The sequence below is a fragment of the Paraburkholderia fynbosensis genome, assembly GCF_902859935.1.
Lineage (GTDB): Bacteria > Pseudomonadota > Gammaproteobacteria > Burkholderiales > Burkholderiaceae > Paraburkholderia > Paraburkholderia fynbosensis.
In genome coordinates this window covers 204,428-224,485 of record NZ_CADIKI010000003.1, presented here as the reverse complement: position 1 = coordinate 224,485, position 20,058 = coordinate 204,428, and the positions used below count along the sequence as shown (strand labels likewise).

19 protein-coding genes are annotated in these 20,058 nt (G+C 65.3%); 7 read left to right on the top strand and 12 right to left on the bottom strand.

The features are described from left to right. Nucleotides 1-100 precede the first annotated feature (100 nt). From urtE to urtA, 5 genes are all read right to left on the bottom strand, one after another. Nucleotides 101-793, bottom strand: coding sequence for an urea ABC transporter ATP-binding subunit UrtE (urtE, locus tag HV770_RS06695; RefSeq protein WP_175158660.1), 693 nt, complete (start codon nt 791-793; stop codon nt 101-103). Nucleotides 794-844: 51 nt separating this feature from the next. Continuing rightward, nucleotides 845-1,708 carry an urea ABC transporter ATP-binding protein UrtD gene (gene urtD, locus HV770_RS06690; RefSeq protein ID WP_175158659.1) on the bottom strand — a complete coding sequence of 288 codons (864 nt, stop codon included), beginning with the start codon at nt 1,706-1,708 and terminating at the stop codon, nt 845-847. Then, on the bottom strand, nt 1,705-2,907 hold the full coding sequence (gene urtC, locus HV770_RS06685; RefSeq protein WP_175158658.1) for an urea ABC transporter permease subunit UrtC: 1,203 nt from the start codon (nt 2,905-2,907) through the stop codon (nt 1,705-1,707). The genes urtD and urtC overlap by 4 nt, the downstream gene beginning before the upstream one ends. Nucleotide 2,908: 1 nt before the next feature. Next, entirely contained in the window at nt 2,909-4,546 is a 1,638-nt protein-coding gene (gene urtB, locus HV770_RS06680; protein ID WP_175158657.1) for an urea ABC transporter permease subunit UrtB, read from the bottom strand. A 338-nt stretch (nt 4,547-4,884) separates the two neighbouring features. Beyond that, nucleotides 4,885-6,183 carry an urea ABC transporter substrate-binding protein gene (gene urtA / locus HV770_RS06675; protein ID WP_175158656.1) on the bottom strand — a complete coding sequence of 433 codons (1,299 nt, stop codon included), beginning with the start codon at nt 6,181-6,183 and terminating at the stop codon, nt 4,885-4,887. A 351-nt stretch (nt 6,184-6,534) separates the two neighbouring features. On the opposite strand from urtA, the gene aptA reads away from it, so the two are divergent. Beyond that, entirely contained in the window at nt 6,535-7,863 is a 1,329-nt protein-coding gene (gene aptA / locus HV770_RS06670; protein ID WP_175158655.1) for an omega-aminotransferase AptA, read from the top strand. 146 nt (nt 7,864-8,009) lie between these two features. On the opposite strand, the gene HV770_RS06665 is transcribed toward aptA, so the two are convergent. The 5 genes from HV770_RS06665 to HV770_RS06645 all read right to left on the bottom strand — a co-directional run bounded on the left by HV770_RS06665 (nt 8,010) and on the right by HV770_RS06645 (nt 12,170). After that, nucleotides 8,010-9,461, bottom strand: a complete 1,452-nt coding sequence (locus HV770_RS06665; protein WP_281366197.1) for a DUF3443 family protein — start codon at nt 9,459-9,461, stop codon at nt 8,010-8,012. A gap of 32 nt (nt 9,462-9,493) precedes the next feature. Beyond that, a complete protein-coding gene (locus tag HV770_RS40025) occupies nt 9,494-10,630 on the bottom strand; it encodes a DUF2844 domain-containing protein (RefSeq protein WP_175158653.1) in 1,137 nt (378 codons plus the stop codon). Between the two features lie 30 nt (nt 10,631-10,660). Continuing rightward, nucleotides 10,661-10,819: a hypothetical protein gene (locus HV770_RS40020; RefSeq protein WP_484555938.1), complete on the bottom strand. Its 159-nt coding sequence runs from the start codon at nt 10,817-10,819 to the stop codon at nt 10,661-10,663. Nucleotides 10,820-11,122: 303 nt separating this feature from the next. Further along, on the bottom strand, nt 11,123-11,446 hold the full coding sequence (locus HV770_RS06650; protein WP_121316736.1) for a rhodanese-like domain-containing protein: 324 nt from the start codon (nt 11,444-11,446) through the stop codon (nt 11,123-11,125). A gap of 70 nt (nt 11,447-11,516) precedes the next feature. Beyond that, nucleotides 11,517-12,170, bottom strand: a complete 654-nt coding sequence (locus HV770_RS06645) for a protein-L-isoaspartate O-methyltransferase family protein (RefSeq protein ID WP_175158652.1) — start codon at nt 12,168-12,170, stop codon at nt 11,517-11,519. 358 nt (nt 12,171-12,528) lie between these two features. Between HV770_RS06645 and HV770_RS06640 the strand changes: the two genes are divergently transcribed. From HV770_RS06640 to HV770_RS06615, 6 genes are all read left to right on the top strand, one after another. Continuing rightward, complete coding sequence (locus tag HV770_RS06640; RefSeq protein WP_175158651.1) at nt 12,529-13,605, top strand: LacI family DNA-binding transcriptional regulator; 1,077 nt, start codon at nt 12,529-12,531, stop codon at nt 13,603-13,605. Between the two features lies 1 nt (nt 13,606). Continuing rightward, a complete protein-coding gene (locus HV770_RS06635; protein ID WP_175158650.1) occupies nt 13,607-15,094 on the top strand; it encodes a sugar ABC transporter ATP-binding protein in 1,488 nt (495 codons plus the stop codon). After that, on the top strand, nt 15,075-16,088 hold the full coding sequence (locus HV770_RS06630) for an ABC transporter permease (protein ID WP_175158649.1): 1,014 nt from the start codon (nt 15,075-15,077) through the stop codon (nt 16,086-16,088). The genes HV770_RS06635 and HV770_RS06630 overlap by 20 nt, the downstream gene beginning before the upstream one ends. 112 nt (nt 16,089-16,200) lie before the next feature. Beyond that, the gene (locus HV770_RS06625) at nt 16,201-17,163 is read left to right on the top strand and encodes a substrate-binding domain-containing protein (protein WP_121316741.1); all 963 of its coding nucleotides are present in this window, start codon (nt 16,201-16,203) and stop codon (nt 17,161-17,163) included. Nucleotides 17,164-17,245: 82 nt separating this feature from the next. Continuing rightward, complete coding sequence (locus HV770_RS06620) at nt 17,246-18,295, top strand: sugar phosphate isomerase/epimerase family protein (RefSeq protein WP_175158648.1); 1,050 nt, start codon at nt 17,246-17,248, stop codon at nt 18,293-18,295. A 14-nt stretch (nt 18,296-18,309) separates the two neighbouring features. After that, a complete protein-coding gene (locus tag HV770_RS06615; RefSeq protein ID WP_175158647.1) occupies nt 18,310-19,461 on the top strand; it encodes a Gfo/Idh/MocA family protein in 1,152 nt (383 codons plus the stop codon). Between the two features lie 30 nt (nt 19,462-19,491). On the opposite strand, the gene HV770_RS06610 is transcribed toward HV770_RS06615, so the two are convergent. Next, nucleotides 19,492-19,752, bottom strand: coding sequence for a hypothetical protein (locus HV770_RS06610; RefSeq protein ID WP_121316744.1), 261 nt, complete (start codon nt 19,750-19,752; stop codon nt 19,492-19,494). A gap of 141 nt (nt 19,753-19,893) precedes the next feature. Continuing rightward, nucleotides 19,894-20,049 (bottom strand): hypothetical protein, encoded by a 156-nt coding sequence (locus tag HV770_RS06605; protein WP_175158646.1) that lies wholly within the window; start codon nt 20,047-20,049, stop codon nt 19,894-19,896. Nucleotides 20,050-20,058: the final 9 nt, after the last annotated feature.

Here is a 20,058-nt window from a genome sequence, read left to right as displayed (position 1 = left end):
GCTTGCGCCCGTTACGCGGACGCGAGCCGCGCCGCCTGGCGATGCGACGAGAATAGCACGCGCGTTGGCGCGAGCCGGTCGCACGACGATGACTCGATGATCAAACCGCGATCAATGCGCGCACGCCATCCGTGTCCATATTCGCGCCTTCGCCGCCCGCGACGATCTCACCGCGGCTCATCACCCAGTAGCGATCGGCGATGTCCTTCGCGAAGTCGTAGTACTGCTCGACGAGCAGCACCGTCATGCCCATTTCCTCCACCAGTTGACGCAGCGTGCGGCCGATGTCCTGAATGATCGAAGGTTGAATGCCTTCGGTCGGTTCGTCGAGAATCAGCAATTGCGGATCGCTCATCAGCGCGCGGCCGATGGCTAGCTGCTGCTGCTGACCGCCGGACAGATCGCCGCCGCGCCGGCTGCGCATGTCCTTGAGCACCGGGAACAGTTCGTAGATACGGTCGGGGATTTTCTTCGGCGCCTTCTTGCTGGCCGCGCCGACCAGCAGATTCTCCTCGACGCTCAGCCGCGGAAAGATATCGCGGCCTTGCGGCACATAGGCGAGCCCGTGTTCTACGCGCGAATAGGTCGGCAGTTTGGTGATCGGCGTGCCGCGCCAGGCGATCGAGCCGCTCCTCGTCTGCACCACGCCCATCAGGCAGCGCAGCAGCGTGGTCTTGCCGACGCCGTTGCGGCCCAGCAGGACAGTGAGCTTGCCGTCGGGCACGGTGAGCTTCACATTGCGCAGGATGTGGCTGCCGCCGTAGTACTGGTTCAGCTTGTCTACTTCCAGCATGGTCGTTTTATCCGTTCGAAGCTTTGATTCATCGGCACACTCATTGGCCGCTCATCGACCCAGGTACGACTCGATGACCGTCTCGTCCTGTTTGACTTCGTCGAGCGTGCCGTGCGCGAGCACGCGGCCTTCGGCCATCACCGTTACCTTGCCTGTGTCGCCCGACAACGCCGCCACGAACTCCATGTCGTGCTCGACGACCATCATCGAACAGGTGCCGCGCAAATGGTTGAGCAACTCGGCCAGCTGCATGGTTTCGTCGTCGGTCATGCCGGCGGCCGGTTCGTCGAGCAGCAGCAGCGCCGGTTGCTGCATGAGCAGCATGCCGATTTCGAGGCGCTGCTTCTGTCCATGCGACAGCTCGCCGGCTGAGCGCCGCGCTTCGCTTTCCAGACCGATCAGCGCCAATGTTTCTTCAATGCGCGCCTGGGCCTCGCGATCCAGCCGCGCACGCAACGACGCGAACCAGCCCTTGTCGGTTTTCATCGCCAGTTCGAGGTTTTCCCACACGGGATGTTGCTCGAACACGGTCGGCTTCTGGAATTTGCGGCCGATCCCCGCCCGCGCGATGGACGGCTCGTTCATCCGCGTCAGGTCGATCGACTGGCCGAGAAAGACCTTGCCGGCGTCCGGCTCGGTCTTGCCGGTGATGACGTCCATCATCGTCGTCTTGCCGGCGCCGTTCGGGCCGATGATGCAGCGCAGTTCGCCGGCGTCGATCGCGAGCGACAGCGCGTTCAACGCGCGAAAGCCGTCGAAGCTCACCGTCACGTCCTCGAGATACAGGATCGTGCCGTGCGACACGTCGATCTCGCCGGGCACCACCACGTGCCCCATGTTCGCGACGCCGCTCAGCGAATGCTCGGCGGGCGCTTCCGGTAAAGCCAGATCAGGAACCATCGGGTTTTCGTTCATGAGCGGTTCCTTTTGCGCGTCACCAGTTCGATCAGCCCCATGATGCCGTTGGGCAGCAGCAGCGGGACCAGCACGAAGATCAGACCGAGAAAGAACAGCCAGTATTCGGGGAAATTCGCCGTGAAAAAGCTCTTCGCGCCGTTCACCGCGAACGCGCCGATGATCGGCCCGATCAGCGTGCCGCGTCCGCCCACCGCCACCCAGATCGCCATCTCGATGGAGTTGCCCGGCGACATCTCGCCCGGATTGATGATGCCGACCTGCGGCACGTACAAGGCGCCCGCGATCCCGCACAGCACCGCCGACACGGTCCACACGAACAGCTTGTAGGCGAGCGGGCTGTAGCCGAGGAACATCAGGCGCGTTTCGCCGTCGCGCACGGCGGTGACCACGCGGCCGAGCTTCGACGTGACGATCGCACGCGCGCCGAGGAACGCGAGGATCAGCACCGCGAACGTGATCAGCAGGAGCGCGGTGCGCGTGCCCGCATGCGTGATCGGAAAACCGCCGATGCGCTTGAAGTCGGTGAAGCCGTTATTGCCGCCGAAGCCCGTTTCATTGCGATAGAACAGCAGCATCGCGGCGAAGGTCATCGCCTGTGTGATGATCGACAGGTACACGCCCTTCACGCGCGAGCGGAACGTGAAGAAGCCGAACACCCACGCGACCACCGCCGGCACCAGCACCACCAGCAGGAGCGCGTAGCCGAGATGCTGCGTGCCCTGCCAGTACCACGGCAGTTGATGCCAGTCGAGAAACACCATGAAGTCCGGCAGATCGCTGCCGTATTTGCCGTCGTGGCCGATCGCGCGCATCAGGTACATGCCGATCGCGTAGCCGCCCAGCGCGAAGAACAGCGCGTGGCCGAGGCTCAGAATGCCGCAGTAGCCCCACACGAGATCGAGCGCGAGCGCCGCGATCGCGTAGCACATGAACTTGCCGGTGATCGTCGTCGCGTACGCGGACAGATGCAGCGGGCTCGTCTCCGGCAACACCAGCGTGGCGAACGGCACGCCGAGTCCGAACACGATGATGAGTGCCATCAGCGCAAGCCACGCGCGCCGCGACAGCAGCGCGGGGCGCGGCGGCAGGCCGAGCGCGAAGCCGGACTGCGCGTCGCGTGCGGCGGCCGCGCCGCCGCTCGTCGCGCCGCCGTGAGCCGACGAAGTCGTCGAAGTCGTCGAAGTAGCAGAAGTCATCTCATGCCTCCGCGCTACGGCCCTTGAGGGCGAACATGCCCTGCGGACGCTTCTGGATGAACAACACGATCAGCACCAGCACCGCGATCTTCGCGAGCACCGCGCCCCAGAACGGCTCGATCGCCTTGCTGACGAGCCCGAGCCCGAAGCCGCCGATGACCGTGCCCGCCAACTGCCCGACACCACCGAGCACGACCGCCATGAACGAATCGATGATGTAGCTCTGGCCGAGGTCCGGCCCGACGTTGCCGATCTGCGACAGCGCGCAGCCGCCGAGACCCGCGATCCCCGCGCCGAACGCGAACGCATACGAATCGACGCGCGCGGTCTTCACGCCGACGCACGCAGCCATGCGGCGATTCTGCGTAACCGCGCGCACGAACAGGCCGAGGCGGGTCTTGGTCAACACCGCCCACGCGATGCCGACGACGATCATCGAGAACGCCAGAATCGCGAGGCGGTTGTACGGCAGGATCAGATTCGGCAGCACGCTCACGCCGCCGCTCATCCAGGCCGGGTTGATCACCTGCACGTTCTGCGCGCCGAACAGCATGCGCGTCGCCTGGATCAGGATCAGGCTCACGCCGAAGGTGGTCAGCAGCGTTTCGAGCGGCCGCCCATACAGATGCTTGAGCACCAGCCGTTCGAGCACGATGCCGACGAGGGCCGCCGCCATGAACGACGCCGGCACCGCGAGCAGCGGGTACCAGTCGAACGCGCCGGGGGCAAAGCGCTGAAACAGGTTCTGCACGACGTAAGTGGCGTACGCGCCGATCATCAGGAATTCGCCGTGCGCCATGTTGATCACGCCGATCAGCCCATACGTGATCGCAAGGCCGAGCGCGGCGAGCAGCAGCACGCTGCCGAGCGACAGCCCGGCGAACAGCGTGCCGGCGATCTGGCCGCGGCGCTGGATCGCATCGAGTTCGTCGATGCCCGTTTGCGCGGCGGCGCGCACGCGCTCGTCGGCTTCGGCGAAGCTGCCGTCGGCTTTCTTCGCGACCAGCGGACGCAGCAGTTCGTTCATGTCGAGATCGTGCCGCGCGGCCACCAGTTGCACGGCCTCCAGCCGTTTGGCCGGGTCGGCGTCGTGCAGCGCGGTCATCGCCCACAGCGTGTCGAGGCGCTTCTTCAGCGCCGGATCGGTTTCCTTCGCGCGGGCCGCGTCGACCAGCGGCTTGATCGCCGGATCGGGGTTTTGCAGCAGCGCGCCGATCGCGGCTTCGCGGGTGGCCCGGTCGGGCGAGTCGAGTTGCAGGCCTGCAAGTGCGCCGGACACTTTTGAGCGCAGCAGGTTGTTCAGGGTGACCGGCTGCGCGTCGCCGGCGGCCACCGTCTTGCCGGTGACGGCATCGCGTGCAGTGTCGCCGTCCTGCAGCAGCACGGCGCCCGCGTCGGTCGCGAGCGCGCTGTCGTCGGACAGCGCCTTGAGCACCGCGAGCGATTCCTTGTCGTGGTTGGCGATCAGCTTGTCGATCGCCGCGGATTTGGCGTCGAAGTCGTCGGCGGCAAGCGGCGCGACATCGGCGGGAGTCAGCGCGAACGCGGCGAGCGGGGCGCCGGCGACGAGCACCAGCGCAGCACCGGCGATACTGCGCCGTGCGAGCCGTCGTGCGTCTGTGAAAAATGAAAACGCCATGGTGGCCTTTGAAGAAAAAACCGCAGCGCGGCGTGGATGCAACACAAGCGGTCGTGCCGCGCGGTCGGGTTACTGCTGCGCGGGTGCGCGCCGTGAATCCGCTTCGGCCGCCGAGACTGCGCAGACGCAGTCGGCGGGTACGTGCAAGGGCGTGAGTTCCGCGAATTCAACCGCGCCAATCCAGACCGACGATGCGAATGCACAGGCGCGCCCGAAGCCCCTTCACGATGGCCGAACGCGCGGTGCGGCAAGCGCGCCCCGGTGGAATCACATACATCGGCTCGCGACGCGGCGAGGCGGCTAACCAACCGCACCGCCGCGCCGTCCTGTCAGTCCGCTCAGGCGATGCGCGAGCGCTTCAGGAACGCCGGAATCGAGCTGACCACATCCGGCTTGCTCGAATTGCCGGCGATGAACGGGCTCCACGGCTGGGCGCGAATCGCGGTCTTGGTCCGCCACACCACGTTGAACTGGCCGTCGGCGCGTACTTCGCCGATCATCACCGGCTTGTGCAGATGGTGGTTGCCGTCCATCTCCAGCGTGAAGCCCGAGGGCGCCGCGAAAGTCTGGCCGATCATCGCCACGCGCACCTTGTCGACGTCGGTGCTCTTCGCTTTCTCGACCGCCTGCTTCCACATATGGATGCCGACGAAGGTCGCTTCCATCGGGTCGTTGGTCACGCGCTTCGAGCCGCCCGGCAGGTTGTTGTCCTTGACCCAGGTCGCCCATTCCTTCTTGAACTTTTCATTGGCCGGGTTGCGCAACGACATGAAGTAGTTCCATGCGGCGAGGTTGCCGACCAGCGGCTTCGTGTCGATGCCGCGCAGTTCCTCTTCACCGACCGAGAACGCGACCACCGGCACGTCCGAGGCCTTCAGTCCCTGGTTGCCGAGTTCCTTGTAGAACGGCACGTTCGAGTCGCCGTTGACGGTCGAGATCACCGCGGTCTTGCCGCCTTGCGAGAAGGTCTTGATGTTCGCGACGATGGTCTGATAGTCGCTATGGCCGAACGGCGTGTAGACCTCTTGAATATCGGCTTCCTGCACGCCCTTGGACTTGAGGAACGCGCGCAGGATCTTGTTGGTCGTACGCGGATACACATAGTCGGTACCTAGCAGGAAGAAGCGCTTGGCGCCGCCGCCTTCGGCGCTCATCAGATATTCGGTCGCGGGAATCGCCTGCTGATTCGGCGCTGCGCCTGTGTAGAACACGTTGCGCGACATTTCTTCGCCTTCGTACTGCACCGGATAGAACAGCAGGCCGTTCAGTTCCTCGAACACCGGCAGCACCGATTTGCGCGACACGGAAGTCCAGCAGCCGAACACCACCGCGCACTTCTCCTGCGTGATGAGCTGACGTGCTTTCTCGGCGAACAGCGGCCAGTTCGACGCCGGGTCGACCACCACCGGCTGAAGCTGACGGCCCATCACGCCGCCGTTCTTGTTGATGTCCGCGATGGTCATCAACGCGGTGTCCTTCAGGGACGTTTCGGAGATTGCCATCGTGCCCGACAGCGAATGCAGAATGCCCACCTTGATCGGACCACTGCCGGACTGCGCATTCGCGAACGGCACCTGACCAGCAAGCGCCAATGCGCCGGACATGGAGCCGAACTTCAGCAGACTGCGACGTTTCATGTGTTTCCCCTTGCCATTGATGGTGACTGTTTATGGGCATCGATTTCGGCCAGCAGGGCTTATCCCGCGTGACTTGCCGCTCTTGTACTGCAAGCCACATGCCATGCGGCAATTTCGACTCGTATTGCATAGGCAGCGCGCCATGGCGCGGCTGCGCGCCGAGGCGGCGGGGCGCCCCGCCGCGCGAAAGTGGTGCAGGATCGCGGCAAGCGCCTCGTTCGGGTGCGCGCGGCGCCGCAACGAAGCGCGCGCGTCCGCCAGCGGGCGTCGACGGTGCATGGCCGCCGCGCCTTTGTGCATGCGCCGCGCTCTGCCTACACTGAAAGACCACTCACGCGAGGAGACACCAACATGAACGAGCGCGCCGTCAGCCCACCCGATATGTCCGCTTTCTGGATGCCCTTCACCGCGAACCGTCAGTTCAAGAGCGCGCCGCGCCTGCTGGCGAGCGCGAAGGGGATGTACTACACGTCGCACGATGGACGGCGCATTCTCGACGGCACGGCCGGGCTGTGGTGCGTGAACGCGGGCCATTGCCGCGACGAGATCGTCGCGGCGGTGCAGGCGCAGGCGGCGGAAATGGATTTCGCGCCGACCTTCCAGATGGGCCACCCGAAGGCCTTCGAAGCCGCGACGAAAATTGCCCGCCACACGCCGGGCGATCTGAAGCACATCTTCTTTGCCAACTCGGGCTCGGAGGCGGTCGATACCGCGCTGAAGATCGCGCTCGCCTATCACCGCGCGCGCGGCGAAGGGCAGCGCACGCGCCTGATCGGACGCGAGCGCGGTTATCACGGCGTCGGCTTCGGCGGCATTTCGGTGGGCGGCATTGCACCGAACCGCAAGGCGTTTTCAGGCGGCCTGCTGCCGGCGGTCGATCACCTGCCGCATACGCTGAACCTCAAGGAAGCGGCATTTTCGAAGGGACAGCCCGCGTGGGGCGCGCATCTCGCCGACGAACTCGAGCGGCTCGTGACGCTGCACGATGCGTCGACGATCGCCGCGGTGATCGTCGAGCCGGTGGCCGGATCCACGGGCGTGCTGATTCCACCGCAAGGCTATTTGCAGCGGCTGCGCGAGATCTGCGACCGGCACGGCATCCTGCTGATCTTCGACGAAGTGATCACCGGCTGGGGACGCCTCGGCGCACCGTTCGCCGCGCAGTACTTTGGCGTCACGCCCGATCTGCTGACGATGGCCAAGGGCACCAACAATGCCGCCGCGCCGATGGGCGCGGTCGCGGCGAGCGCGAAGATTCACGACGCGATCGTGAACGGCGCGCCGGGTGGTATCGAGCTGTTTCACGGCTATACGTATTCGGGGCATCCGATCGCGGCCGCCGCGGCGTGCGCAACGATCGATCTATATGAGCGCGAGCAACTGTTCGAGCGGGCCGCGCGCATGGCGCCGCTGTTCGAGAGTGCGATCCACAAGCTGCGCGGTGAACGGCATGTGATCGACGTGCGCAATCTGGGTCTTGTCGGTGGCGTGGAGTTGGCGCCGCGCGACGGCGCGCCGGGCGCGCGTGCGTATGACGTGTTCGTGCGCTGCTTCGAGAAGGGAGTGTTGACGCGTTATACCGGGGATATTCTGGCGTTCTCGCCGCCGTTGATCGTCGAGGAGGCGCAGCTCGAGGAGATCTTCGGGACGGTGGCGGAGGTGTTGAGGGAGACGGACTAGATGTGGTCGTTGCGATTCGAATAGGGATGGCTCGTGTGTGATCCGCGCGTGCTTGTCGTGGACGATGCGATGGTGCTGCTGGCGAGAAGGCCGGCGCCGTGAGGCGCCGGCCATCTACGTTTAGATCCCTTGCTTGTGCTGCCCGATCAGAACGCGATGAACGGCCCCGTATGGGTGCCGATCGTTGCGTTGTTGAGTGCGGTGTAGACGCTGCGGCCGTAAAAGAACGGCAGTCCCCAGACGAACATGCTGTACATGGGCGAGCCGAGGCTGTCATAGGCCGCGTAGGGATTAGCCAATAGCGTAAAGCCGTTCGCTAGTGAGAACGGCACGCTCACCGGCTTGGATCCGCTGGTGGCGCCAACGAGGGTCGCGGACAGACTGAGCGTGGTGATCGGCACGAACCAGTCGCCCGAATAAGGCGTCGTGTAGTCCGTGAAGAAGTTCGCATTGGAGCCGCTGTCGATTGCGCTGAGATACGAGTAGCCCTGGTACGTGGTCGTGAAATAGCCGTACTGGTTCAGCGTGAGAATGTTCGCATTCGACGGCAGCGCATTGTTCGCCTGCGTGCCGATGCCGAACACCAGTTCACCCGTCGCGTTGGCCTGGCCGCCCGCCGGCAACGCCGGCAGACGGATGATCGTGCCGTTGTTATCCGACGTGAAATTGGCGACCGGATTCATGACCTGGATGTCGAGCGGCACTCGCGTGCTCGTGCACGACGCTGCGGACGAGCAGTAGTAATAGGTTGCCGGCAGCGCGGTGTTCGCGGCCGCCGCGTAATCGCGCTGTGCCGTCGAGATGCCGACTACGCCGTTCGCGCCCATGCCGGCCTTCGTGTCCAGGTTGGTGCCGCCGCGCGACAGACAGTCCGACGGTGTCGAGTACTTGCCGTCGGCGATTACCTGGATAGGCAGGTTGCCCGCCATCTTGCTGCCGATCGTGACGTCGGCGCGTTTGACTGCTCCCCATGTAAAGCCGGTGTTGAACTGCGCGCATTCGGCGATCGCTGCGCTACCCGTCGGATCGTCGGTGGCGCCCGATTGCGCTGGCAGGCTGGCGGTGAGCGCCGAACCTAATGCGCTGGCGAGCACGCGCACGCCGACCGAGCCGGTGTCGACCTGCATGTGATCGATCGTCGCGCACTGGTTCGCGCCCTGGCCCCCTGGAATGCAGATCGTGACGCTGACATAGGGGATGTTGACGTAGCTCGTCCATCGTTCCACGGTCAGGGGGACGGTGTTGGTGACGGGAGTTGGTGTCGGGCTTGGGCTTGGGCTTGGTATTGGGCTTGGGCTTGGTGTTGGGCTTGGGCTTGGTGTCGGGCTCGGGCTTGGGCTTGGGTTCGGGTTCGGGTTCGGGTTCGGGTTCGCGCTTGGATTCGAAGTTGAGGTTGGAGTTACAGTTGGAGTTGGAGTTGGAGTTGGAGTTGGAGTTGGAGTTGGAGTTGGAGTTGGAGTTGGAGTTGGAGTTGGAGTCGGAGTCGGAGTCGGCGCCGTCTGACCGCCACCCTCATCGCCCCCGCCACCCCCGCACGCGGACAGCGTCACACTGGCGCACACAAGCGCGCAGCAAAGTTTCTTGTTGAATAAGGCCATGGAGTGGCCGTTCGATGAATGCACGTGCCGCTTCATTGCAGAGTCTCCATGCGGACATTGGCGGGAACGAGGCGTGGCAGGTACGCCTTGCCGAAAAAGTAGCCTGTATGGCCGGCCGACTCGATATGGAACCCGCTGTTGTGCTGGACCATCGGGCCGATGCCTTGCGCGCGTCCTTCGCGGGGGGTGACGAAGTTCGGAAAGTAGCTGCCGAGCAGTTCGCTCATGTCCGGGCGCACCGGACCTTGCCACGAGACGGCAAACACCACGTTGGTGGGCAACACGTATTCGCGGATCGTCACGCCGTCGGCGTCCTTGGCCTCGCGCACCGTGTACGACGCGGCCGAAGCGCCGGTTGCCACCGACGACTGCAGCAACGACCGCGACGCCGCCACCGCACGCGTACGCGCGACTGGCTGCGTGCCCAATGTCGCGTAAGCGGCGAGCGGCGCCAGCGTCGCGAGCGCTAGTGCGATCTTCGAAAATTTCATCTCAACACTCCGGAAACAGATCGCAGCATGGTGCCCGTGGGCCGTTATTGGGATTGCAGGAAAATTCCGAATGGAGAATGGGAAAGGGCGTTGGGTGACGCGGTCGGCTAGCGGCGCTCTCACATTCATGCTGTCTTCAGAACGCGCCAAACGGCCCGCTCGGTTGGCCGATCCTCGCATTGCCATTCCGCGAATAGACGGTGCGCTATGGAAGAACGACAGCGTGTTCGCGCCACTGCCGAAGCGGCCGCCGAAATTGCCGCCGAAGTTGCCCGCACCCGCTGCGCCGAGGCTGCTGCGCGAGCGGCTCGCGACCAGATTGACGGTGGGCAGGTGGCCGGCGCGGGCCTTGGACGTTTCGCGCTGCGCGCTGGCGAGCGCACTCTGTTTGACCACGACCCGATAGTTCGCGTCGCTCGCTGCATCGACCGACTGGTTGATATCGGCGGGCACGGGCGGCGACAGCGGCGCGCCGGCCGCGAGCCCGTCCACCTGCCCGACCGGATGGCCGACGATCTGCCGCAACGCAGCCAGCTTCACCGCGAGAGGGTTCTGCGCGGCGATTTCCTGCGACACGGCCTGATCGTATTTGGCCTGCGCTTCGTTGGTATCGGTGATGGTGGTGTTGCCGACCTCGAACGAGCGCCGCGCCGATTGGAGCTGCTGCGCGCTCGGCACCTTCTGCGACCGCGCGATGGCGAGGCTGTCCTAGGCGGAGAGCGCGTCGAAATAAGCCTGACCGAGCCGCGCTATCAGATCCTGGCGGGCCTGCGCAAACGACGCCTGCGCCGGGTCCACCGCAAGCTGGCCCTGCGCATAGCCGTACCAGCTATCGACGTGAATCAGCGGCTGCGTGAGCGAGATCACATAGCCGTTGCTATTGCCGGAAGAAGCGGGAAAGCCCGGTCGAAATCGGTGTTCTGGCGGCTGCCAGTGAGCGATGCCGAGACTTGCCGCAGCAGCCTGGCGCGAGCGAGCGGCAGTTCTTCGCTGTCGGCGGCGAGCGTCGCGCGCGCGCGCTTTGCAGTTGCGCGTCGCCAGCGAGCGCCTTCGTAGAGCTAGGACAGGCCGACGGCCTGCGCGGGCAGCGTGTGAAACGCGCCGGCCAGCGTCGGCGCCAGAACGGCCGCGCGGATCGGCGCCCGCTGGCGCGTCACCGCGGCAGTGAGCTCAGTAGGTGGGAACGGACGGATCGACCTGACGCGACCACGCGTCGATGCCGCCTTGCAGATTGAACACGTTGGTATGGCCGCGCGATTCGAGGAACATCGCGACCTGGGCGCTGCGCGCGCCGTGATGGCAGACGCAGACGATCTGCGCGTCGTCGTCGAGTTCTTCGCTGCGCGCGGGAATTTCACGCATCGGAATCGACACGGCGCCGGCGATCGACGCCGTCTGCAGTTCCCACGGCTCGCGCACGTCGAGCAGCACGGGCGCGGGACGCGAAGTGTCGGCAAGCCATTCGGCGAGTGCGGGAGCGGTCAGATTTTGCATCAGCGGGACATCCAGTTCAGATGACGGCCGCGTGGCGGCCGTGCGGATCGACGTGTAGCGTGTGTATCGCCTAGAACTTGAAACGCGGCGGCTGCACCGCGTTGATCAGCGGCTCGACATAGGTTTCGAACACGTCGGCGATGCGGTACTGCTTCTCGTCGATACGCGTGATGATCTGTGCCTTCATGACCGGCGCGGTGCCGACGAAGGCCGCGAGGCGCCCGCCGATCTTCAGCTGTTCGAGGATTTCCTGCGGCAGCACCGGCAGGCCGCCCGACACGCAGATCACGTCGTAAGGCGCGGCGCCAGCCCAGCCGCGCGACGCGTCGCCCGTCACGACTTCGGCGTTCAGCACGCCGTTGGCGATCAGATTGCTTTTGGCCAGTTCCGCCAGTTCGGGTTCGATATCCACCGTGAGCACGTGCTGCGCGCGATGCGCGAGCAGGGCCGCCATATAACCCGAGCCAGCGCCGATTTCGAGCACGCTTTCGTGCTTCTTCACCGCCAGTTCCTGCAGTACGCGCGCTTCGATGCGCGGCGCCAGCATGTGCTGGCCGGCCGGCAGCGGCACTTCGAAGTCGACGAAGGCCAGCTCGCGGTACGCGGCGGGGACGAAATTCTCACGTTTGACGATCGAGAGCAGATTCAGCACGTCCTGGTCGAGCACTTCCCAGGGGCGGATCTGCTGTTCGATCATGTTGAAACGCGCTTGCTCGATGTTCATGGTGGATTCGGCGGTTTTGGTTTGGCGAGCGGGCGACGAGCTTGACCGTGGGTTTGACCGGGGGTTTGCCCCCGAGCCCGGCCAACGCCGCCGCTGACTTTTTGCCTCTGACCGGCCGCCTCGCGAAAACGATTCCGGATGCAAGCCGCGCCAGGGTAACTGCGGGATTGTACCAAATGGCGGGGCGCAGCCGCGCTCTCGCGGGCAGGGCGACGGGCTGCGCGGCACGCGGCTCGCGCGCCGACGCGGCGCGTCGTCAGCCGCGAGGGCCTCCGTGTTAATCCCTAGCGATCCGTCCTTGCGCTTCGTGCTTCGATCGCCCAAAAATGTAATCGATTACATTTCGGTGCGAACTCACTTGACCAGATCGTCGTCCAAAGCGGCCCCGGCGCCCCTGTCCGGGGCGCGACCTCAGCCCGGGATTCGGCCGCTGCGCGCGGCCGATGGTCTGTCGATCGCCGGGGTGGCCGAGCAGGCGGGGGTCTCGGTCGCGACGGTGTCGCGCGTGCTGAACGGTCACGAGAACGTGCGGCCCGCCACGCGCGACAAGGTGCTCGCCGCGATCGACGCGAGCGGCTACCGCGTCAACGAACTCGCGCGCAATCTGCGCACCGCCGAGAGCCGGCTGCTGCTGACCATGGTGCCCGACGTCGGCAATCCGTTTTACGCGGAAATCGTGCGCGGCATCGACAGCGTCGCGCGTCAGCACGGCTACTTCATGCTGCTGTGCGACACGGGCGCCGACCCGGGGCGCGAGCGCAGCTACTTCGACCTGCTGCGCCGTCGCCGCGCCGACGGCGCGATCTGTCTCGACCCGGCCACCATCCAGCAGGCGCTCGGCGAGGCGTCGCACGCGCTGCCGTGGGTCGCGTGCTGCGAGTTCGATCCGGCGGTCGGCGTGCCATACGTCGGCATCGACAACTACCGCGCGGCCGGCGACGCGGTGCGGCACCTGCTTGCGCGCGGCCATAGGCGCATTGGTCTGATCAATTCCGACGTCGACTACCTGTACGCGCGGCAGCGTCAGCAGGGCTATCTGGATGCGCTGACCGAAGCCGGCATCTCGCCCGATCCGCGCTGGCGCATGAACCTGAACAGCCTCGACTACCAGGCGGGCGCGTCCGCCGCCATCACGCTGTCCGAGCAACCGGACGCGCCGAGCGCGATCTTCGCGGTGTCCGACACGCTGGCGATCGGCGTGATCCACGGTTTGCGCAGCGTCGGCAAGCGCGTGCCCGACAACGTCGCGGTGGTCGGCTTCGACGACATCTCGCTCGCCGCGCAAATCGATCCGCCGCTTACCACCATCGCGCAGCCGATGCGCGAACTCGGCGAAACCGCCGCGCGGCTGCTGTTGCAGCGGCTCGCGAATCCGTTGGCGAACGTGCCGGGCGTGCTGCTGCCGCATCGGCTTGTGATTCGCGGGAGCGCGTGACATGAGCCTCGCGATCCGCTTCGACGACATCCGCAAAGACTTCGGGCCGGTGCGCGTGCTGCACGGCGTGAGCTTCGAACTTGCGCCGGGGCGCATCTACGGTCTGCTCGGTGAGAACGGCGCGGGCAAATCGACGCTGATGAAAATTCTCGCCGGCTATGAAACGGCCACCTCCGGCAGCCTGCTGGTCGACGGCCACGCGCAGCAGTTCGCCGGGTCGCGCGACGCGCAAGCGCTGGGCATCGTGCTGATCCACCAGGAGTTCAACCTCGCCGAGCATCTGACGATCGCGCAGAACATGTACCTCGGCCACGAGAAGCGGCGCGGCTGGTTCGTCGACGACGCCGCGATGCGCGCCGAGGCCGCGCGCTATCTCGCGCAGGTCGGCCTGGAGAAAACGCCGGATACGAAGGTGCGCGCACTGATCGTCGCGGAAAAGCAGATGGTGGAGATCGCGAAGGCGCTGTCGCGCCGCGCGCGCCTGCTGATCATGGACGAGCCGACCGCGACGCTCACGCCGTCCGAAACCGAGCGGCTCTTCACGCTGATGGCGAAGCTCAAGGCCGATGGCGTGACGATCGTCTACATCTCGCACAAGCTCGACGAAGTGGAGCGCATCACCGACGAGGTGATCGTGATGCGCGACGGCCGCTTCGTCGCGCGCGGCGAGACGGCGGGGCTCGCGCGTCAGCAGATGGCGAACCTGATGGTCGGGCGTGAGCTGTCCGACATGTTCCCGGACAAGCTGACCGTACCCGCCGACGCGCCGCTCGCGCTGAAGGTGGAAGGGCTCGCGGTGCCCGATTGGGTCGAGGACCTGAGCTTCGACGTGCGCGCGGGCGAAGTGCTGGGCTTCGCGGGGCTGGTCGGCGCGGGCCGCACCGAGGCGTTCGAGGCGATCATCGGCTTGCGCAAGCGCACGGCGGGGCGCATCGAAATCGCGGGAAAGCGCGCCGATCTGAAGAGCCCGCGCGGCGCGATGCGACACGGCCTCACGTATCTCAGCGAGGATCGCAAGGGCAAAGGGCTGCACGTGAACCTGAGCCTGCAGGATAACGTCACGTTGATGACGCTCGAACGCTACACGCATCCGCTGCTCGATCTGAAGGCCGGACGCGCGGCGTTGACGAAGGCGGTCGGCGAATTCGGCATCCGCACCGGCGACCTGTCGAGCCGCGCGCGCACGCTGTCCGGCGGCAATCAGCAGAAGCTCGCGCTCGCCAAATTCCTGCAACCTGATCCGAACGTGATCGTGCTCGACGAGCCGACGCGCGGCGTCGACGTCGGCGCGAAACGCGACATCTATTTCCTGATTCACCGGCTCGCCGCGCAAGGCCGCGCGGTGATCGTCATTTCATCCGAATTGATCGAACTGATCGGCTTGTGCCACCGCGTCGCCGTGATGCGCGCGGGACGCCTGCAAGCCACGCTGACGCTCGACCATCTGACCGAAGAGGAGTTGATCGCTCATGCGACCGGCACCCACTGAAGCCGTGCAATCCGGCCGCGCGCTGCGCGTCGCGCATCGTCTGTATGCGCTCGGGCCGCTCGTCGGGCTGATTCTGCTGTGTGTGACCGGCACGCTGCTGAACCGCGATTTCGCGACCGTCGACAACATGATGAACGTGCTCACGCGCACCTCGTTCATCGGCATCATCGCGGTCGGCATGACTTTTGTGATCATTTCGGGCGGCATCGATCTGTCGGTCGGCTCGATGGCCGCGCTGATCGCGGGCAGCATGATCTGGCTGATGAACGGGCTCGCGTCGGGCGCGGCCGGGCACATGTTCGCGCCGCTCGCGATCGTCACGATCGGCATCGTCGCGGCGCTGGTGCTGGGCGGGTTGTTCGGCTGCGCGCACGGGTTGCTGATCACCAAAGGACGCATCGAGCCGTTCATCGTCACGCTGGGCACGTTGGGAATCTTTCGCGCGGTGCTCACGTGGCTCGCCGACGGCGGCGCATTGACTCTGGATAATTCGTTATCCGATCTTTATGGGCCGGTGTACTACGCGAGCCTGTTCGGCGTGCCGGTCCCGATCTGGGTGTTTCTCGTGATGGCCGCGGGCGGCGCGCTGATCCTCAATCGCACCGCGTTTGGCCGGCATGTGCAGGCGATCGGCTCGAACGAACAGGTCGCACGCTATGCGGCGATTCGCGTCGATACCGTGAAGATCGTCACGTATGTGCTGCTCGGCATCTGCGTCGGCGTGGCCACCGTGCTCTATGTGCCGCGGCTCGGTTCGGCCACGCCGACCACGGGACTCTTATGGGAGTTGGAGGCGATCGCGTCGGTGGTGGTCGGGGGCACCGCGCTCAAAGGTGGAGAAGGGCGCGTGATCGGCACGGTGATCGGCGCGATTCTGCTTTCCGTGATCGCCAATATTCTGAATCTGACCAGCATCATCAGCGTGTATCTGAACGCGGCGGTGCAGGGCGTGGTGATTATTTTCGTCGCGTTCGTGCAGCGCGGACGGCGATAGTTTTGGTGTTTCAAGCTGCAATACCAGGCAACACCAGGCAATAGCGGGCAAAACCAGCAGGTCCAAAAATCGGGGCGCCGGAACGCCTCACCAACTGGATGGAGACACAACCATGAAACACGTCATTCGAGCGGTCGGCGCCGGCATGCTGGCGTTGGGGATACTGGGCACGGCAGGCGTTGCGCGTGCTGACGACAAGGTCACGCTGGGCGTGGCGATTCCGACAGCCGACCACGGCTTCACGGGTGGCATCGTCTGGTGGGCGAACAAGGCGAAAGCCGATCTGGAGAAAGCGCATCCCGATCTGAAGGTGATCGTCAAGACCGCGGCCGGCGCGCCCGAACAGGCGAACCAGTTGCAGGATCTCGTCACGGTCAACAAGATCAACGCGCTCGTGATCTTCCCGTTCGAGTCGGCGTCGCTCACGCAGCCGGTCGCGCAGGTGAAGAAGAAAGGTGTCTACGTGACGGTGGTCGATCGAGGCCTGACCGACACCAGCGCGCAGGACGCGTACGTGGCGGGCGACAACACCGCGTTCGGCAAGATTCCCGCCGAGTTTCTGGCGAAGGAGTTGGGCGGCAAGGGCAACATCGTCGCGCTGCGCGGCATTCCGACCACGCTCGACAACGAGCGCTGGGCCGCCTTCACCGGCGTGCTGAAGAACTATCCGGAGATCAAGATACTCGACGGCAAGTACGCGAACTGGAACCGGGACGACGCGTTCAAGGTGATGCAGGACTACTTGACGCGCTTCAAGCACATCGACGCCGTTTGGGCCGCCGACGACGACATGGCGGTCGGCGTCATCAAGGCGATCGATCAGGCCAAGCGCACCGACATCAAGATCGTGTTCGGCGGCGCGGGCTCGAAGGGCATGGTGAAGAACGTGATGGACGGCGCGCCGATGATCAAGGCCGACGTGTCGTACTCGCCCAAATTCATCTACGACGCGATCAAGCTCACCGCCGAAGCGCGTTTGAAGGGCGACAAGTTGCCGGCGACGACGATCATTCCGTCGGTGCTGATCACGAAGGAAAACGCGCAGCAGTTCTACTTTCCGGACTCGCCGTTCTGAGCGTGAGTGCCGAGTCAGCGCGCTCGCCGTAGTTTTTGCCGCACATGCACGGCGAGCGCGTGATCGTTCGAGGAACCGTACGATGAAAACCATCAAAGGGCCGGCGATTTTTCTGGCCCAGTTCATGGGCGACGAGGTGCCGTTCGACAATCTCGCGCATCTGGCGAGTTGGGCCGCGGGTCTCGGTTTCAAGGGCATTCAGGTGCCGTGCGACGCGCGCCTGATCGATCTGGAGCAGGCGGCCGCGAGCCAGGCCTATTGCGACGAGTTGCGCGAGACCGCGGACGATGCGGGCGTGACGATCACCGAACTGTCGACGCATCTGCAAGGGCAACTGGTGGCCGTGCATCCGGCGTACGACGCGCTGTTCGACGGCTTCGCCGCGCCGCAGGTGCGCGGCGATCCTGCCGCGCGTACGCAGTGGGCGATCCACCAGCTGAAGCTTGCGGCGAAGGCGTCGCAGCGCTTGGGCCTGAACACGCACGTGTCGTTTTCCGGCGCGTTGGCGTGGCCCTATCTGTACCCGTGGCCGCAGCGTCCGGCAGGCCTCGTCGAAGCTGCCTTCGATGAACTCGCGCGCCGCTGGACGCCGATTCTCGATGCGTTCGATGAGGCCGGCGTGGATGTCTGCTACGAATTGCATCCGGGCGAGGACCTGCACGACGGCGTGACGTTCGAGCGCTTTCTCGACGCGCTCAGGCAGCACGCGCGTGCGAACATCCTCTACGATCCGAGCCATTTCGTTTTGCAGCAGCTCGACTACCTTGCGTTCATCGACATCTATCACGAGCGCATCAAGGCGTTCCATGTGAAGGATGCGGAGTTTCGGCCAAACGGCAAGCAGGGCGTGTATGGCGGATACAGCGGCTGGGTCGAACGGGCGGGGCGTTTCCGGTCGCTCGGCGACGGCCAGATCGACTTCGGGGCGATCTTCTCGAAGATGGCGCAATTCGATTTCCCCGGCTGGGCCGTACTCGAATGGGAGTGCGCGCTGAAGCATCCGCACGATGGCGCGCGTGAAGGCGCGGAGTTCATTCGCCGGCACATCATTCGCGTGGCCGAGCATGCGTTTGATGATTTTGCCGGGAGTGGCGTGGACGATGCGCAGGTGAAGCGTGTGCTGGGGCTTTGATGGGGAGTAACGCGATGCCACACAGAAGGCTCGGATTGGGCATGGTCGGCGGCGGACAGGGCGCGTTCATCGGCGCGGTGCATCGGATCGCGGCGCGGCTCGACGATCGTTTCGAACTGGTGGCGGGCGCGTTGTCGTCCGACCCGCAGCGCGCGCAGGCGAGCGCCGCCGAGGCGGGCATTGCGCGCAGCTATGCGGACTGGCGCGAGATGGCGCGCGCCGAAGCCGCCCGCGACGACGGCATCGACGCGGTGGCAATCGTCACGCCGAACCATCTGCATGCACCGGTGGCGACGGCGTTCCTCGAAGCGGGCATCCACGTGATATGCGACAAGCCACTGGCGATTTCACTCGCCGAAGGCGAAGCGCTCGCGAAGCTCGCACGCGACAAGGGCAAGCTCTTCGCGCTGACGCACACATACTCCGGCTATCCCATGGTGCGTCATGCGCGCGAACTGGTCGAGCGCGGCGAGCTGGGCGAGATTCGCGTGGTGCAGGTCGAATACGCGCAGGACTGGCTGGCCGAACCGGTCGAGACGGGCGGCGCGAACAAACAGGCCGGCTGGCGCACGGACCCGTCGCTGGCGGGTCCGGCGGGCTGTCTCGGCGATATCGGCACGCATGCGTATCACCTCGCGTCCTTCGTCACGGGGATGACGCCGCGGGCGCTGTCGGCGGAGTTGAACACGTTCGTGCCGGGACGCCGCATCGACGATCACGTGCAGGCGATGCTGCGTTACGCGAACGGCGCGCGCGGCATGTTGTGGGCGAGCCAGGTGGCGAGCGGCGCGGAGAATGCGCTGCGTCTGCGGGTGTATGGAACGAAGGCCGGCCTCGCATTCGATCAGGAGCAGCCGAACGAATTGTGGTTCACGCCGTTAGGCGGGCTGGCGCAGCGACTGACGCGAGGGCGGGTGCAAAGCGCACTCGCCGCGCACGCGACGCGCGTGCCCTCGGGGCACCCCGAAGGTTATCTGGAAGCGTTCGCGCAGTTGTACAAGGATGCGGCGTTGCAGATCGAAGCGCTGGACGAAGGCCGCGCGTTGCCTGCCGAAAGCCGGCTGCTCACGACGGTGGACGATGGTGTCGCGGGGCTGCGCTTCATCGATGCCGTGCTCGCGAGTAGCGCGGCGGATGGGCAGTGGCGCGAGATTGAAGGGGCGTGAAGCGGAGGGGCGTAAAGCGGAGGGGGCCGATTAGCCGCCCTTACTTTTCTTGATCTGCTCTTCGAACGCGATATCGAGCTTGCTCGCCTTGCGTGGCTTCTGCGGACCGTACGCGTCGACGAACTTGACGAAGTCGTCGAGCGTCAACGGGTCGGAGACTTTCTTGTCGGAGCCGCTCGATTTGTCGACCAGATAGAACAGGCCGCCCGACAGGCTGATCGCGGCGAACAGCGGATTGCCGCTGCGCGCTTTCAGCCGTTCGACGGCGTGGATGGCTCGGGTGGTGCGCATGGTGTGGGACTGCTGATCGGGGAGAGACTGCTACTTTAACAATTTCGCCGACGCCGCGCGGCACGGCGTCAGCGCCTGAGCGCCTGGCTACCCCTTACGCCGAACACCGCCCGCAACCAATCCGCCCAATCCTCCACCGTATCAACCACCGGCACGACCATCAGCGTCGAACAGCTTGGCGTCGACGGCGACTTTTTCGCCGGGCTCGACCGAGCGCGACGTGATCTGTCCGTCGAGCGGCGAGCACACGACGGTATCGGCGAGCGACAGGTTCGACGACGCCAGCGCCGCACGCACGGGTGTTTC

Excerpts from the sequence above, each read along its gene's own strand:
- HV770_RS06630 (WP_175158649.1), top strand. The coding sequence starts at position 15,075 with ATGCGACCGGCACCCACTGAAGCCGTGCAATCCGGCCGCGCGCTGCGC.
- urtC (WP_175158658.1), bottom strand. The coding sequence starts at position 2,907 with ATGACTTCTGCTACTTCGACGACTTCGACGACTTCGTCGGCTCACGGC.
- HV770_RS06620 (WP_175158648.1), top strand. The coding sequence starts at position 17,246 with ATGAAAACCATCAAAGGGCCGGCGATTTTTCTGGCCCAGTTCATGGGC.
- HV770_RS06635 (WP_175158650.1), top strand. The coding sequence starts at position 13,607 with ATGAGCCTCGCGATCCGCTTCGACGACATCCGCAAAGACTTCGGGCCG.
- HV770_RS06650 (WP_121316736.1), bottom strand. The coding sequence starts at position 11,446 with ATGCAAAATCTGACCGCTCCCGCACTCGCCGAATGGCTTGCCGACACT.
- aptA (WP_175158655.1), top strand. The coding sequence starts at position 6,535 with ATGAACGAGCGCGCCGTCAGCCCACCCGATATGTCCGCTTTCTGGATG.
- HV770_RS06665 (WP_281366197.1), bottom strand. The coding sequence starts at position 9,461 with ATGGCCTTATTCAACAAGAAACTTTGCTGCGCGCTTGTGTGCGCCAGT.
- urtB (WP_175158657.1), bottom strand. The coding sequence starts at position 4,546 with ATGGCGTTTTCATTTTTCACAGACGCACGACGGCTCGCACGGCGCAGT.
- urtD (WP_175158659.1), bottom strand. The coding sequence starts at position 1,708 with ATGAACGAAAACCCGATGGTTCCTGATCTGGCTTTACCGGAAGCGCCC.
- HV770_RS06610 (WP_121316744.1), bottom strand. The coding sequence starts at position 19,752 with ATGCGCACCACCCGAGCCATCCACGCCGTCGAACGGCTGAAAGCGCGC.
- urtE (WP_175158660.1), bottom strand. The coding sequence starts at position 793 with ATGCTGGAAGTAGACAAGCTGAACCAGTACTACGGCGGCAGCCACATC.
- HV770_RS06615 (WP_175158647.1), top strand. The coding sequence starts at position 18,310 with ATGCCACACAGAAGGCTCGGATTGGGCATGGTCGGCGGCGGACAGGGC.
- urtA (WP_175158656.1), bottom strand. The coding sequence starts at position 6,183 with ATGAAACGTCGCAGTCTGCTGAAGTTCGGCTCCATGTCCGGCGCATTG.
- HV770_RS06645 (WP_175158652.1), bottom strand. The coding sequence starts at position 12,170 with ATGAACATCGAGCAAGCGCGTTTCAACATGATCGAACAGCAGATCCGC.
- HV770_RS06625 (WP_121316741.1), top strand. The coding sequence starts at position 16,201 with ATGAAACACGTCATTCGAGCGGTCGGCGCCGGCATGCTGGCGTTGGGG.